At 39.7% G+C, this 14,987-nt stretch carries 18 protein-coding genes; all 18 read right to left on the reverse strand.

Annotation, left to right across the window (positions count from 1 at the left end):
* Nucleotides 1-9 precede the first annotated feature (9 nt).
* The 18 genes from NYG85_RS09575 to NYG85_RS09660 all read right to left on the reverse strand — a co-directional run bounded on the left by NYG85_RS09575 (nt 10) and on the right by NYG85_RS09660 (nt 14,733).
* Nucleotides 10-948 (reverse strand): NAD(P)/FAD-dependent oxidoreductase, encoded by a 939-nt coding sequence (locus tag NYG85_RS09575; protein ID WP_284938306.1) that lies wholly within the window; start codon nt 946-948, stop codon nt 10-12.
* A gap of 3 nt (nt 949-951) precedes the next feature.
* The gene (locus NYG85_RS09580; protein WP_284938308.1) at nt 952-1,401 is read right to left on the reverse strand and encodes a hypothetical protein; all 450 of its coding nucleotides are present in this window, start codon (nt 1,399-1,401) and stop codon (nt 952-954) included.
* Nucleotides 1,401-1,715, reverse strand: a complete 315-nt coding sequence (trxA, locus tag NYG85_RS09585) for a thioredoxin (protein WP_284938310.1) — start codon at nt 1,713-1,715, stop codon at nt 1,401-1,403. Before trxA ends, NYG85_RS09580 begins: the two co-directional genes overlap by 1 nt.
* A gap of 72 nt (nt 1,716-1,787) precedes the next feature.
* Nucleotides 1,788-2,132, reverse strand: coding sequence for a YraN family protein (locus tag NYG85_RS09590; protein ID WP_284938346.1), 345 nt, complete (start codon nt 2,130-2,132; stop codon nt 1,788-1,790).
* A complete protein-coding gene (locus tag NYG85_RS09595) occupies nt 2,128-3,393 on the reverse strand; it encodes a homoserine dehydrogenase (protein ID WP_284938312.1) in 1,266 nt (421 codons plus the stop codon). Before NYG85_RS09595 ends, NYG85_RS09590 begins: the two co-directional genes overlap by 5 nt.
* Before the next feature lie 20 nt (nt 3,394-3,413).
* Complete coding sequence (locus NYG85_RS09600) at nt 3,414-4,619, reverse strand: LL-diaminopimelate aminotransferase (RefSeq protein WP_284938313.1); 1,206 nt, start codon at nt 4,617-4,619, stop codon at nt 3,414-3,416.
* 3 nt (nt 4,620-4,622) lie between these two features.
* Nucleotides 4,623-5,255, reverse strand: coding sequence for a hypothetical protein (locus tag NYG85_RS09605; RefSeq protein WP_284938314.1), 633 nt, complete (start codon nt 5,253-5,255; stop codon nt 4,623-4,625).
* Entirely contained in the window at nt 5,249-6,226 is a 978-nt protein-coding gene (locus NYG85_RS09610; protein WP_284938316.1) for a phosphatidylglycerophosphate synthase, read from the reverse strand. Before NYG85_RS09610 ends, NYG85_RS09605 begins: the two co-directional genes overlap by 7 nt.
* Nucleotides 6,219-6,899, reverse strand: coding sequence for a 23S rRNA (guanosine(2251)-2'-O)-methyltransferase RlmB (gene rlmB / locus NYG85_RS09615; protein ID WP_284938317.1), 681 nt, complete (start codon nt 6,897-6,899; stop codon nt 6,219-6,221). Before rlmB ends, NYG85_RS09610 begins: the two co-directional genes overlap by 8 nt.
* Nucleotides 6,900-6,934: 35 nt before the next feature.
* Nucleotides 6,935-7,747, reverse strand: a complete 813-nt coding sequence (gene rsmI / locus NYG85_RS09620; RefSeq protein ID WP_284938318.1) for a 16S rRNA (cytidine(1402)-2'-O)-methyltransferase — start codon at nt 7,745-7,747, stop codon at nt 6,935-6,937.
* A 3-nt stretch (nt 7,748-7,750) separates the two neighbouring features.
* Entirely contained in the window at nt 7,751-7,951 is a 201-nt protein-coding gene (rpmE, locus tag NYG85_RS09625; protein ID WP_034968772.1) for a 50S ribosomal protein L31, read from the reverse strand.
* Between the two features lie 71 nt (nt 7,952-8,022).
* Nucleotides 8,023-8,676: a 16S rRNA (uracil(1498)-N(3))-methyltransferase gene (locus NYG85_RS09630; RefSeq protein ID WP_284938320.1), complete on the reverse strand. Its 654-nt coding sequence runs from the start codon at nt 8,674-8,676 to the stop codon at nt 8,023-8,025.
* The gene (locus NYG85_RS09635; protein ID WP_284938322.1) at nt 8,676-9,080 is read right to left on the reverse strand and encodes a hypothetical protein; all 405 of its coding nucleotides are present in this window, start codon (nt 9,078-9,080) and stop codon (nt 8,676-8,678) included. The genes NYG85_RS09630 and NYG85_RS09635 overlap by 1 nt, the downstream gene beginning before the upstream one ends.
* Nucleotides 9,077-9,262, reverse strand: coding sequence for a hypothetical protein (locus NYG85_RS09640; RefSeq protein WP_284938323.1), 186 nt, complete (start codon nt 9,260-9,262; stop codon nt 9,077-9,079). The genes NYG85_RS09635 and NYG85_RS09640 overlap by 4 nt, the downstream gene beginning before the upstream one ends.
* Nucleotides 9,262-9,843 (reverse strand): 6-pyruvoyl trahydropterin synthase family protein, encoded by a 582-nt coding sequence (locus NYG85_RS09645; RefSeq protein ID WP_284938324.1) that lies wholly within the window; start codon nt 9,841-9,843, stop codon nt 9,262-9,264. Before NYG85_RS09645 ends, NYG85_RS09640 begins: the two co-directional genes overlap by 1 nt.
* Entirely contained in the window at nt 9,843-10,589 is a 747-nt protein-coding gene (locus tag NYG85_RS09650) for a 7-carboxy-7-deazaguanine synthase QueE (RefSeq protein WP_284938325.1), read from the reverse strand. The genes NYG85_RS09645 and NYG85_RS09650 overlap by 1 nt, the downstream gene beginning before the upstream one ends.
* A complete protein-coding gene (gene moaA / locus NYG85_RS09655; protein WP_284938327.1) occupies nt 10,589-11,557 on the reverse strand; it encodes a GTP 3',8-cyclase MoaA in 969 nt (322 codons plus the stop codon). The genes NYG85_RS09650 and moaA overlap by 1 nt, the downstream gene beginning before the upstream one ends.
* A 92-nt stretch (nt 11,558-11,649) precedes the next feature.
* The gene (locus NYG85_RS09660; protein WP_284938329.1) at nt 11,650-14,733 is read right to left on the reverse strand and encodes a S8 family serine peptidase; all 3,084 of its coding nucleotides are present in this window, start codon (nt 14,731-14,733) and stop codon (nt 11,650-11,652) included.
* Nucleotides 14,734-14,987: the final 254 nt, after the last annotated feature.

Here is a 14,987-nt window from a genome sequence, read left to right on the forward strand (position 1 = left end):
CTCCAAATTTTAGTGTAAATTCTCAATGTAATTTAACGCCGAAAGTGCTGCCACAGCGCCGTCGCCAGCAGCTGAGATTACCTGCTTTGGTGCGTCTATGCGAAGGTCACCAGCCACGAAAAGTCCGCCGATATTTGTTCGCATTTTTAAATCCACTTTAACCTGTCCATTTGCGTCAGTTTCGCACAAAAATGAGCCGTCATCTTGCCTTAAAACGTCATTATTGACATTTAGCCCCACGAATGTAAAAACGCCGGGCACCTTTAAATCCCTAACGCCGTCTTTGGTGTTTAGGCTAAGTCCGGTCAGTCCAGAGTTATCGCCATACGCTTCGTTTATGGTGGCACTCGTGATAAACTCAATTTTTTCGTTTTTGCGTGCCTTTTCTAGCGTCACGGGAGCTGCTCTAAATTCATCTCGGCGGTGGATTAGATGCACTTTTGAGCAGATGTTTGCTAGATAAATCGCCTCCTCAACAGCCGTGTCACCTCCGCCAAGCACGGCGACTTCTTTGTTTTTATAAAAAAATCCATCGCAAGTAGCACACGTGCTAACGCCCCTGCCAAAGAATTTATCCTCACCAGTAAATCCAGCGCGTTTTGGCGTTGAGCCGGTGGCTACGATGACGGCTTTTGCGGTTTCACTCTCACCACCTTCAAGCTTAATCGTAAATGTTTTATCAGAATTTTGTGTGATTTGAACGACGCTTTTTTGGCGATGAATAAGCCCAAAATGGCTACATTGAGCCCACCAAGTGCTCATAAAGTCATATCCGCTCTCGCCCGGATTTTTTTGCCCCGGATAGTTTTCAATCTCAGAACTGCCAGTGATTTGACCGCCCGGCTCTCCCCTTTCAAACATCACGACATTTTTAAGTCCGCCACGAGTGGCATAAAGTCCAGCGCTAAGCCCAGCAGGGCCGCCGCCAATTATTGCTAAATCTAACATTTTTTATCCTTTAAATATTTTTGAGTCTTGTTTGTAAATTTTGCCCTTTTGGTGCAAAATTTCAACGCTACTTGGTAGCTCTTTGATATTTAGCGTCCAAAGTAGCTTTAAAATGGTGTTTATATCGGCACTTACATAGTTTAGCGTGGCGTTGCTATCAAGGCGTTTTTGCGCAAAATCAACGGCGATGACGCTTAAATTTTTACCATTTTTAGGCAAAATTTCAGATAGTTTTGTGCCGTTTGAGCTAAATAAAACGAGCAGATAACGCTCATCTTGTGGCACGAAAATTTCGCTTTTTTGGTAAAAAATTAGTTGCGAGAAGTCTATGAATTTATATTGCGAAAAGCGGTAATTATTGTAAGCAAAGACCACAGCTATCATAGCGGCTCCAAAGAACGAGCCAAAAATGTAAGTTAGAGGGAGCAGACTCCCTCTATTTCTTGCCTTCATTAAAGAAGTGAATTAAGCTTGTCCGCTAGGGCTTGTTTTGACTGAGCACCGACCATTTGCTCTACGACTTCGCCATTTTTGAAAAATAAAATCGTAGGGATTGAGCGGATACCAAACTCAACGGCCAAATCTTGCACCTCATCTGTATTTACCTTGCAAACCTTTGCTTTGCCCTCAAAATCAGCCGCTAGCTCATCAATAACTGGGGCTAGCATTCGGCAAGGTCCGCACCAAGGCGCCCAAAAATCAACTAGGGCAACGCCCTCTTTTGCGATGTCAAAATTCTCTGACGTAAGTTCAATGTATTTTCCCATTTTTTCTCCTTTGTTTAAATTAAAGTTCGCATTATACATTAAAATTTTTAAATTTTATCTAAATAATAATTTTTATAAACTAATATTTCTTATCAGCTCAAAATTTTCTTTATTAATAACTAAAAATGCCACCTCAAAATCGTGATTTAGACCATTTTTTAAGATATAAAAATCTATCGTTTTTAAAATTTTCTCATATTTTTTGGGCGTTAAACGCAAAATCGCATCATAATTGCCACTTGTTGCCTTAACCTCAATAAAGCACAAAATCCCACTTTTATCAAGGGCAATGATATCAATCTCGCCAAATTTTGAGTAAAAATTTCGCTCTAAAATTTTAAAGCCAAGCTCGTTTAAATACGCACAAGCAACATCTTCGCTACTTTTGCCAAAAAGATACGAGGCTAATCCGCTAATCTTCAATCCTTAACATAAATGGCTCTTCTTTGATAAAATCCTGCGTTTTTAGCAGGTTTATCACTCTTTTAACGTCCGCTTCACGGCTTAAATGCGTGGTAAAAAATAGCGTGGCTGGTTCGTTTTGCTCTAAATTTTGGCGTGGTTTTTGCAAAAAGCTATCAATTGAGAGAGAATTTTCGCTCATTAAATTTGTGATTTTTGCCAAAACGCCAAGCCTGTCATCAACGCTTAGCCGTAAATAATACTTCGTTTTTATCTCATCGCTGTTTAAAAGCGTGAGCGGTTTTAGTGGCGATTTGTAGCCTAGCATTGGCGGATTTACGCCGCGAGCTATGTCTATTAGATCGCTTATGACCGCACTTGCCGTTGCAGCACCGCCAGCACCAGCACCATAAAACATCGTCTCGCCCACGGCGTCGCCCTTAACGCTAATGGCATTCATCACGCCATCAACCTTAGCTATCATCTTATCCTTTGGCACGAGCGTTGGATGAACTCTTAATTCAACCGAATTTTCGCCCCTTTTTGCAATGCCAAGAAGTTTTATGGTGTAGTCAAAGTCGTTTGCAAAAAATATGTCAGCCTTGTTTATTCTATCAATGCCTTCAATTAAAATTTGCTCTGGTTTTAAATTTACGCCATAAGCGATACTTGCTAGAATTAAAAGCTTGTGAGCGGCGTCAAATCCGCCAATATCAAAGGTCGGGTCAGCCTCGGCATAGCCTAGCTCTTGTGCCTTTTTTAGGGCGTCAGAAAAACTAGCACCACCTCTCATCATTGAGGTTAAAATGTAGTTGCTAGTGCCATTCATTATGCCCTCAATGCCAAAGATATGGTTTGCACTAAGCCCTTCACGTAGGGTTTTTATGATAGGTATCCCACCAGCCACGCTTGCTTCAAAGCCAAAAGGCGTGGTGCTTGCTATCTTTTCAAGCTCGTAGCGATGATAGGCTAGGAGGGCTTTGTTTGCCGTTACGATCGCTTTTTTGCGTTTTAAAATTTCGCTTACGACCCTGTAAGGTTCATCAACACCGCCCATAAGCTCAATAAAAACATCAATGTCATCGCGTGCTAAAACGGCGTCAATGTCCGTTGTAAGCGGTATGCTAACGTCCCTTTTTTTGTCTAAATTTCTAACCACGCCGATGACTGGGCGTATCTCTTTACCGCTTCTTGCCTTGATAAGCTCGGCATTTTGCACCAAAATTTTAGCGACCTGCTCGCCAACTACTCCGACACCTAAAATTGCTACGTTCATTAAAACTCTTTTTGCTAAATTTATATCTCTTTTAGATATTTTTTTATGTTTCTTGCTGCTTGGCGTATGCGGTTTTCATTCTCAATTAACGCAATACGCACGTGGCTATCGCCAGCCTCGCCAAAGCCAATGCCCGGGCTAACAGCAACATTTGCCTTTGTTAAAAGCTGTTTTGAAAATTCCAAACTCCCCATACCAGCCGCCTCTTTTGGTAGTTTTGCCCAGACAAACATACTCGCATTTGGCTTAACTATATCCCAACCAGCACCGCTAAATGCGTCAATTAGCACATCTCGGCGTTTTTCGTAAGTTTGGCGTATCTCTTCAACGCAGTTTTGCTCGCTATCAAGTGCGATTGTTGAGGCGACTTGAATTGGGGTAAACATACCATAATCAAACCACGATTTTATCTTTTTAAGTGCGGCAACTAGGCGTTTATTACCGCACACAAAGCCGACACGCCAGCCTGCCATATTGTAGCTTTTTGAAAGCGTGTAGCACTCAACGGCGACATCTTTTGCACCTTCAACCTCAAAAATGCTTGGCGTTTTATAGCCATCAAAGGTAAGCTCAGCATAAGCAATATCTGAGATAATGTAAAATCGCTCCTTTTTTGAAAGGGCGACCAAACGCTCATAAAAGCTCTTTTGGATTGTAACGGTGGTTGGGTTGTGTGGGAAATTTACGACAACAAATTTTGGCTTTGGCGAGCAGTATTTAAATGTATTAATCAAATCATCAAAGAAGCGATTCTCATCAAGCTCATATTTTTCATTATAAACAAGGGGCATTTTTGCGACATTACCGCCAGAGATTAAAAACGCCTGTGTGTGTATTGGATAGGCTGGGTCTGGCACGACAGCGACATCGCCGTGGTTTGTGATAGCTTGGACTAAATGCACAAAGCCCTCTTTTGAGCCCATTACAGCGACTGCTTCGGTTTCTGGGTCTAAATTTACATCGTATTTTCTCTTATACCAGTTGCAAATTGCAAGGCGAAGCTTGTAAATTCCAGCACTGACTGAATATCCGTGCGTCTTGTCCTTTGCGATACTTTCACAGAGCTTATCAACTATATGCTGTGGGGTTTTGCCGTCTGGATTACCCATTGAAAAGTCAATTATGTCATCGCCGTTTCTACGAGCTGCCATTTTTATGGCATTTACTTCGGCAAAAACGTAATTTGGCAAACGCTCAATTGTGTTAAAACGAATCTCATCAAACATATTTCACTCCTTCTTGAAATTTAGTGTTAATCCGCCTTTAATGTTGTTTATATCAATGCTATCGCTAATTAATGCGTAACTTGCACCCCTTAAATCAAGCTCTAATCTAGCCACTGGGCTATCTTTTTGGATAAGCTCTATTTGATTTAGATTATCATCATAAAGCCTGATTAATGCTAGCCACTCGCTACTTTGTGTGGGTGTGATGATTAGTTTTGTTGCGTTGTTTAGGTTTATAAAATAGCTAGAATTTGCCCTATCAAGCACGACTGGTTCGTTAAATTTTGGCTCTAAGATGGCAATTTTTAAATTTCTAGCGTCAAGCGTAAAGTCAAAAACATCTGGACTTTTTGCGATATTTGAAATTTTTATGCCGTGTTTTATGAAATTTGCGTAAATTTTATTTAAATCAAGGCTCTTATCTCGCCAAAGATTTAGTGAGTAAAAAAATGGCTCGTTTGAAAATTCATTGATAAATGCGACCCTTGCGTTTATCTCATCTAGGCTTAAATTTATCGCTTTTACTAAAAGCGTCTTTGAGTTTGCGTTTTTGGCATTAAAATTTAGCGTTACAAACTCGCTTGAAAATGCAAAACCAAGCAAAAACAAAGTAAGAATTACTGCCCTTTTTACCACGATTTACCGCCATTTAAAGATAAAAATTCATCGTAATTTAAAAAGCGAATTTCGCCATCTTTTACCAAAAATCTAGCCGCTCTGCCCGGATCAAAGCTCTTATCTTCGCCGTTGATTTTTAGCACGATATTGCCGTTGCCACAAGCTATTAGCATTTCGTTTGATAAATTTAGCTCATACTCTTTTTGTGTGGTTAGCGATGTTTTTTTGCCATTTTTTAGGTCAATCACGCCAAGCCAAACCTTGCCTTTTGGCACGATTAAAGCGGTGCTACCCTTTGCCACAAAAGTGCCTATTTTTGGGGCTTCATCGGCTTTTATCTCCGGTGTTTCTTGCGTGGTTGTTGCATTTACTTCATCGGTTTTTATTGTGATTTGTGTTGTGTTTTGCTCGGCTAAATTTTCATCTTTATTTAAGATATTTTGTAGCTGTTTTGTTGGCTCTAATGAGATTACAAAGCTTAAATTTTTATCATTTTGAGTGCTGTTTTCATCAAAAATGCTGATATTTTTACTCACCTCTTTTACGACGCTTGCGTCTGAGTAGGTCGCGCTTCGGTTTTTATCCTCAAAGATGTTTGGAATTTGCTCAATATATTTATGAGCGTCAAAAAAATATGAAGCGATGATAAAACCAACGATGATGATAAGCCAAAGTAGCCAACCAAGCGAGTTGCCAGATAGTCTTGCGTGGTGTCCGTTTGGCGTATAGACCTCAAATTTTGGGCTGACACTCGCCTTTGCTGCTTCGCTTGTTTTATGCTCTTTGCAAAACTGGTTGTATTGCTCCAACCACTCGCTTAAATCAAGGCTGTATTCACGCTGTAAAATTTTAATGTATCCAGCGACATTGACACGCACGAGTTTTTCATAGTCTTTGTCTATTATGTATTGCAAAAATTCAGGCTGAATATGGGTCTTTCTGGCGACCTCTTTTAATCCAACGTCCTTTAAAATATTTAAATCATTCATTTATAATCCTGTCGCAAATTATCGCAAACGCAACGCTTACATTAAGCGAGTCAAAGTCGTTTTTTAGCCTTATGCCAATGCACTCATCGGCTTTTTGGGTGGCTTTATTTGGCAGTCCCTCGCCCTCGCTACCCATTAAAAGTGCGATTTTATCTTTTAATTTTATCTCGCTCACGCTTTTACCGCCTTTTGCTGTGGCATAAATGCCAAAACCGACCTGTTTTAGCTCATTTATAAGGCTAAGTCCGTCATCAAAAACGGCTATTGGCAGCTCATAAGCAGCTCCGCTACTGGTGCGTAAAACGCCCTCTACATTTACATTTTTAGCCACTAGCACGATGCCTTCACAACCTAGTGCGTAGGCTGAGCGAACGATAGCGCCGATATTGCCCACATCGCTAACCCCCCAAAGCAGAGCGATGAAATTTAGCTTTTTTAGCTCACTAACATCGGCAAATTTAAACTCGCTAACCTTGGCTAAAAATCCCTGATGATTACCGCCGTGAGCGAGTGCCTGTGCCTTTTGGTTATCAATGCGTAAAATTTTCACTCCAACACGCGCAATACGTGAAAATAACGCCTTATCGCACTCTTTTGCAAGATAAATTTCTTCTATCTTTTTTGGGTGCTTGTCTAAAATGTGTAAAAATAGCTGTTTTCCGTAAATTATCATCTCGTGATGATAGCAAAAAGCAAGTAAAAACTAACTTATTTTATTATTTTATTGTAGATTTTTTTGACATCTTCGCCAGTTAATTTACTTAGCAATTTTGCCTTGATTTTGGGTGGAATTTCTAATTGATTTATGTCATCAATCGTGATTTTTTGTGTGCTTAAATTTTGACTTTTATCAACGACAACACACCATTCGCCGTTTAAATTTGCATTTTTTAACTCATCTAGCAGGGCTTTTGGGGTATTTTTAAACTTTGCTTCAAATTTTTTTGTCGCCTCTTTTATGGCAAAAATTTGCCTATTTTCATCAATTTTTAAAATTTCATCAATCAGCGAGGTTATGCGTTTTGGGCTCTCATAAATCACGCAAGGATAGGCGTTATTTAGGGCGTTTTGGATTGCGGCGGCTCTATCTTTGCCGGTGTTTGGCAAAAACCCCAAAAATGTAAATTCTTTATCCACCAAACCACTTGCGACGACTGCTAAGAGTGCTGCGTTTGCTCCGCTTAAAATTTCATACTCAATGCCGTTTTTTAAAGCGTATCTAACCAAACTAACGCCGGGGTCGCTAATACCTGGCATCCCAGCGTCGCTTATGTAGGCGACATTTTTGCTAAAAAAATCGGCGTCTAAATTTTTAAAAAACTCACTCTCATTGTGCGTGTGAAGTGAGATGAAATTTTTAATTTTAATACCCGCATTAAAGCGTTCGTTTAATAGATTTATTAGGGATTTGCTAACTCTTGTATCCTCGCAAAGTGCTATCTCGCAATCACGCAAAATTTCAAGCACGTGAAGCGAGATATCCTTTAAATTGCCTATTGGCGTGGGGATAAAATATATCAAATTTTATTTTAAAGCGTATTTTTTCTTAAATTTCTCAACCCTACCAGCGCTATCTACGATTTTTTCGCTACCGGTGAAAAATGGGTGGCACTCAGAGCAGATATCAACTCTGATTTCGCTTTTGTTTGAAGCTGTTTTAAATGTGTTTCCACAAGCACAAGTTACAACGCACTCAACGTATTCTGGGTGGATCTCTTTTTTCATAATCTTTCCTTTTTGGTGTTTTATAAGCTATAATTTAGGTAAGGCGTGATTATACATTAACAAATATAAATTTAGGCTAAAAATTTACTAGCAACAGCGGTTATGGCAGTTTGTGATTTTAGGATATTTTTGCTTTTTAGCCCAAAACTACGCTTGATTTTAGCCACCTCATCACTGCTAAAACCACCCTCAGCACCGATAAAAAGTAGCTCATTTTTATAATTTTCTAAACTTTCGCCGTCAAAATTTATCATCGCAACGTTGTTATAATTTGCCAAAAACTCATCAACGCTTTTATAAATTTCAAACTCCATTAAACTATCTCGCCCGCACTGCTCACACGATAACGCACAAATTCGCCCAAATCGCTCTAAATCTAGCCTAAAATCGCCCTGTGAAAATTTCGTATAGACAAAGATTAATTTGCCAACTCCAAGCTCGTTTAAAAATGGCAGGGTTTTTTCAATCGTTTTTGGATCAACAACAGCCCAAGCCACGCTAAAATCGTAACTCTCACGCTCATTTAAACTAGCAAAAACAAGCTCTAAATCGGCACTTTTTCGCTCAATTTGCCTAATCTCATAAAGGTATTTTTTGCCGTCTTTTAAATTACGGACTTCAAGTCTATCGCCGACCTTAACTCGCCTTGCCTTTAAGTGCAAAAACGGCTCATTTTGCACCAAAAGTCGCTCATCGCCAGCGTTTTTATCGTATAAAAATTGCATTAGCTAAGCCCTGCAAAAAGTATTAAAAAAATCTCTGCAATGCCCTGAAAAAGAGCAAATTTTCTAAATTTAACTAGCTCTTTTTGCCGTGCGTAAATTTTTAGCCGTTTAAAGCCGACCGCACTTAGGGCGATTAGTAAAATAACAGCTAAAATCATACGCAAAACTCGCTCTGAAACGCCAAAATTTAGGGCAGTTAAAAGCAAAAGTCCGCTAAAAACGATGACTGCTAAAATGGCGTGATAAATTGGCAAAAAATAGCGAATTCTTAGCACGTAATTTTTGGTGTTTAGCCCAAACTGCGTGAGTATGAGATAGATAGCAACTAGCGTTAAAAGCAGGTGCATCATCCCGCTGTGAATTGGCAGGACTTGTGCGTAAAGTGGGGCTAGGTTTTCGTTCATTGTCCGCCCTCAATTACCGGCTCTGGTGGGAAATTTTCATCAATAGTCGTGTTTGTTTCGCTTTGTGAGATTGGCACATCGGCTGGGATTGTTTCGTTTTGCTCCACGATTTGTGGCTTTTCATCGCTACACGCGCTAAAAAATAGCACAAAAAGCGTGAGAATTTTAAAAATTTTAGCCATTAAACGTCCTTTGGATTTACTATTTCATCTTTAAATTTTATCTTTTCAAAGAGTTTTTTATCCTCCCATTCGCTAATTATCGCTTCTGAAAAGATGATTTCATTTAGATTTATCTCGCCCATTTTAGCGTTATAAGCGTCCTCTTTAAAGCACTGGGCGTAGCCGGTGTCGGTTTCGTGGATTATGACGCTGTGAATTTTTACATCTCTTTCGCCGTTTTGCATTTTTGTGGCACTTAATAGCCTATCAATGATGACAAAAAATATCCTGCAAAACTGCTCAGCAGAGGGATTTAAAGGGATTTCTATCCAACGCTCTGAGTGCTTTTTTAGGTCATTTTTATACTCATCATTGTCGCCTGAAAATATCGTCGTGGCGTGGTCAAAGCTGTCAATTATGCACTTAATGCCTTGCTTCATCAGCCCAAAATCATAAACCATACCAGCGTTATCAAGGTAGTTTGAGCTTAGCAAAATTTCAGCCTTGTAGCTGTGTCCGTGAATGCTAGTCCTGCACCTTTTTGAGCTACAATCCCTAACGATATGTGCATTTTCAAATTTAAACATTTTTCTAATAATCATTAAACACCCTCTTTTTTATCCCAAAGTCTAATGTGAAGCCTGTCCGAGTAGCAAAAGCCCCTAGCTATCGCCATTTGTGCTACTTTTAAGGCGTTTTTTTCAAGCTCTTTAATATCAGCTCCCATTGGCATTAGCCAGACCTCATTTTGTGCGATTTTTAAAATTTCATCTATTTGATTTAACTCGTTTTCATCGCCACGAAGCACGAATTTATAAAAGCTGTCCGCATTTTTAACTATCTGCCTAATCGCCTGTGCTTTTATGCGTTTTGCTCTGCTTTCGCCGCTATTTTCTAGCTTTACACTCATTGCAAAAATGCACTTTTTATAAATGCTAAATTTGGTAAAATCAACATTTATCGTGGCGTTTGTTTCAAACTGGACGATGAAATTTTGCTTAATTAAACGCTCTAAAACTTCAAGCAAAATTTCATTTTTGTGATGAATTAACGGCTCTCCGCCAGTAATTACAATCATCGGTTTTGCGTTTAAATTCTCGCATTTTTGATAAATTAGGCTCATAATCTCATCGGCACTTTTATACTTTTTAGCACTAAAATGCGACTTAAAAACTGCCCTAATTGTATCACAACCAGTTAAAATTTCATTCGTTTTTGGCGATTTTTGACTTACATTAAAGCCGGAGCAGTTTAGGTTACACCCAAAAAGGCGGATAAAAATGGCTAAACGCCCCTGAAATTTACCCTCGCCTTGAATGCTTAAAAAACTCTCAACAATTTCAAGCATTAGCCACCCGTTTGATAAAACGCACGGCTTGAAGTTTCGTTTTTCTCGCCAAGCTCCCACTTGTTTTTCTCAGGTTTATTTGCTAAAACCTTGCGTAAAATTTCACTAGCCCCCACAATATCGCCCTTTCTAACGGCGTCTTTGATACTCATTGCGTCTTCAAAATAAAGGCAAGGGATTAAAAAACCCTCGGCAGTTAGGCGAATTCTATTGCAACTCTCGCAAAAATCGTGCTTGTGCGGATCAATAATGCCAAATGTGTAGCCATCATTTAGTGTGTAAAGCGAAGCCGGTGCATTTGGCAATTTCTCATCTTTTTTAAACTCGTATTTTGAAGCGATTATGCTTAAAATTTCATCTGATTTTAGCCCTTTTAGCTCATCGTTTGCGTGGTGGTTCTCCATATATTCAATAAATCTAATCTGGCAATTTTTAAATTTTGCAAATTCCAGTAGATTAATGATCTCATCATCATTTACGCCCTTTAAGACAACGGTGTTTAGCTTAACCTTTAATCCCGCATCAAGTGCCGTCTCAAATCCAGCTAAAACTTCGTGCAGGACGCTTTTTTGAGCGATTTGCTGCGCGACTTTTGGCTTTAAGCTATCAAGCGACATATTTATGCGTTTTAGCCCAGCGTCTTTTAAATTTTTTGCGTAGTGGCGAAGCATAAAGCCATTTGTCGTAAGGGCTAAATCAATATCTGGCTTGTAGTCGTTTATCATCTTTATAAACTGGTCTAAATCCTTACGCAAAAGTGGCTCTCCGCCAGTTAGGCGAATCTTTTTCACACCGCTATCAATGCAGACCTTAACAAACAAAAACAGCTCTTCAAAACTGAGCAAATTCTCCTTTGGTACCCACTCAAATGGGGTCTTTGGCATACAATATTTACAGCGAAAATTACAACGCTGAGTGACTGAAATACGCAGATAATCAACAACTCTGCCGTGTGCGTCTATTAGCATTTTCTCCCTTTTTTAAACAACCTTTTGCCATTATAGGCTAAAATTTTTAAAATTGACTAAAAATTTCAGCCTATTTTTGGCGTTTGTGAAGTTTAAAATTTATACTTCACGCCCACGTTTAAATTTTGCGACTTTGTATCCTTGCCTTTATTTAAAGCATAGCTACTAAACACCCCAAAACTAGGCGTAAATGAGTAACCCACGCCAAAATTTAGCCCCACTTGGTTTTTGGCGACATTTATGCCTTTTATCGTTATGTCGCTGTTGCCACCAACGAATTTTGCCTTAAAGTCAAAGTCGGCATTTGGCGTGTAAATGTAGGTAAGTGCGGCGTTAAAGCTGAAATTTTGCGCGTTAAAATTTGCCCTTACTCCGCTTAAATATGAGCTGATGTCGTTTGAAGTTTTTTCGCTTTTAATGCCAAAATTTTGCCCCTCATCAATGCCATTTTGCCTAAACATATTTAGCTCGTAAGCAAGAAACGGCGTAAAAAAGCCAAAGCTATATCCAGCCTCGGCGTAGAGATTATAAATTTTACCATTTTGTTTTACGTTTATTTGTGAGCCATCATCAGCGATGATTAGGTTTCGTTTGACGCTATTTTCTAGCCAAGTAACGCCAGTGCCAAAAAGCGTATAAAAGTCGCTAAAATCAGCTTTTGCGTAGAAATTTACGCCGTTTGTTGTAATTTTTGAGCTACCAGCAAGATTAGTAAATTCTGACTTTATCTCGCCACGATTTAAATTAACTCCAAATTTAAAATCATCAACACTTTTATCCACGCCAACGCTTGTTAAATGGCTCTTTGTATCACCACTAGCAAAACCCTGCCTTGAAATTTCATATCGGTTGTAGTCATAACTGCTATAAAATCCGCTCTCATCGCTAAGGGTGCGAGTTGCCATTTTTTGGCTTATTTGGTGGTTTTGATTTAGCAGGGCGTTTTGGCTTGAAGCGTAAATTTCAGCCGAGAGTGTTTGTAGGGTTTGAGTTATTGCAAATGGCGTTGCCGTGATGATAGAAAGGGCGTTTGCACTAAGTGGACTGCTGGAATTTGCAGCGACTTCGTTTAGAGCGGTATCAAGGTTATTTGCCGTATTTAGCGAGCTTGTCGTGCTAAATGCTATCGCTCTTGCTACGTAATTTGTGCTGTTTCTTGTGAATTTTACCTTGACTTGGTTGCCCTCAGTTTTTAGCTCATCAATCTTAATATACGGATTTATGTAGTCTGAAATGGTGTAGTAATTGCTGTAATTTGTTAAATTTTGAGCTGTTAAAATTGTCTTTTCTTGCTGTCCGTTTTGTGGGACTTGCTCTACTTTATTTATGTGGGCTAAAATGCGAGAATTCCCCATATCTGCTGTGCCTTTTACTTCAAGCTGGGCAGTGTTTATGTCAATGGCTGTGCGTGAATTTGCCCCTGCTTTGTAGTTGCCATTTATCGTTAGCCCCTGCCCGAAAACTTCAAGTGAGCCGTTGTTTGTGAGTGTGTAGCCGTTGTTGTTGCCGATTGTAACTTTTTGGTTGTCGTTTCTTGCGATTAGCGTCCCGCTGTTTTGGATCGTTACTTTTGAGTTTGTTAGCTCTTTTTCAATTTGCAAATATCCATTTTCTACGATCGTTTCGCCAGTGTAAGAATTTGAGCCAGTAAAGTATAAAATGCCAGTGCCTTTTTTCTTAAACCCAGCGTCGCCAGTTATGTCGTTAGAAAATGTTAAGCGGTCTTTTGCTGTGTAGCCGTTTTTAGTTTTTGTGTAGTTTCGGTAGTTAAAGTCGGCTACTACGAAGTTTTTCTCATCATCGGCTAAAAGCCTTTTATCAAATCTAGCTGGTCCTTTTAAAGCCCTTGCTTGATTTAAAACGCCCCAGCCGACGTCATCTCGTGGCTCGGTCGTTACATTATCGCCCTGCCCAAGCTGATTTGCCGTTGAGAGTATGCTTTGAACGACTAAGTGATTACTCATCCAAGGGAATTTCTCCCAAACATTAGCAGCTGCTGCTGATACGACTGGAGCAGCACAGGACGTGCCTTCGCAAATTTTCTCTCCGCCAAGCGTGTTTTGAAATAGCGTATGTCTGCCATCCGTTGATATGCCATAAACCTTAGCCAACGAGCCAAGCTTATTTGCATAAGGTGCTTTTTGGTTATAAGTAGTAGCCGATACGGCAATAAAGCCCTTTCTAGCGTTTATATCGTTATAAATCACTGGTATGTGGCTTTCAAGCGAAGCATAATCTTTATTTTCATTGCCAGTGGCAAAAACAATAATGCTATTTGTAGATGCCTGTTTTGCGATATATTCAAACAATCCATTTTTTGCAGCTGGTATTTTTCTCCAATCATCTGCACTGCTTGGATTTTTTAGGTCTTGTAATGAACCCCAAGAGTTATTTATAATCCGCACATTACTCTCATCTGCGTCCATAAATTCCTGATTTGTAGCACTTACGGCGGTCTCTTTGTCGGTGCTTTTTGCCGTGTAGCCATAAATTGGCATATTTTTGGTATATCTTGCAATAATTGCAGAAACCTGTGTGCCGTGAGAATTTTTTATGCCGTTGGCGTTTTTATAGCTACCCTCATTTAGGATTAGCCTATTTTGCCCATTTTCATCTTTGTAGGTGTCGCCGACATCTTTATTTGGGTCTCGTGAATTAAAATAGACATTTCTTGGCTCAACAAAATCGGTGTCTATAACGCCGATTTTCATAACCTTATCTTCATCGTTTATTGAATAAATTAAGGCTGGGCGTAAATTTTCTACACTTGCTTTTGGTAAATTTTGCGGTGGCTGTGGCGTGATTTGATTGCTGTTTGGTGGAGTTTGGTTTGTGTTGCCACCACTTGGCGGAGTTACGGCACCACCTTGATTATTTGGTGGGGTCGTGTTAGCAGTGGTGTTACTGCTACCGCTGAAATTTGAGCCACCACCTACACTGCCCCCACTGCCAGTGCCACCGCTAGAACCACCGCCTAAATTACCACCAGAATTTGACCCGCCAGAGCCACCTAAATTGGCGTTATTATCAGGTGGCGTGTTTGGGGTATGGGGGGGGGTAGCGGGGGTATTTGTGGGTGCTGACGGGCCGCCTCCGCCCCCTCCACCGCCTCCGCCACAGGCACTTAGGCTAATTGCGATTAATGCGACCTGTGAATATTTTAACAATTTATTCATTTTTTATCCTTTTTGTAAATTTTATATTTACAAATTTACAACATAATTGTAAATCTTGTGTCATTTAGTAAAAATTATTATCGGCAAAATGGCTAAAATTTTGAATTTTAAGCCAAATCACCAAAAAAACGCACAAAAACCCACCCTAAAAATGTGTAAAATCGTAACGAATTTTAAAACACAAAAATCATCGCGAAATTTGTGATTTTTACCCACGCTCTTGTTTGCCGTTTTTTTATCTGTGTGCGTAACTT

The sequence above is a fragment of the Campylobacter gastrosuis genome (genome assembly GCF_030249845.1).
Taxonomy (GTDB): Bacteria; Campylobacterota; Campylobacteria; order Campylobacterales; family Campylobacteraceae; genus Campylobacter_A; species Campylobacter_A gastrosuis.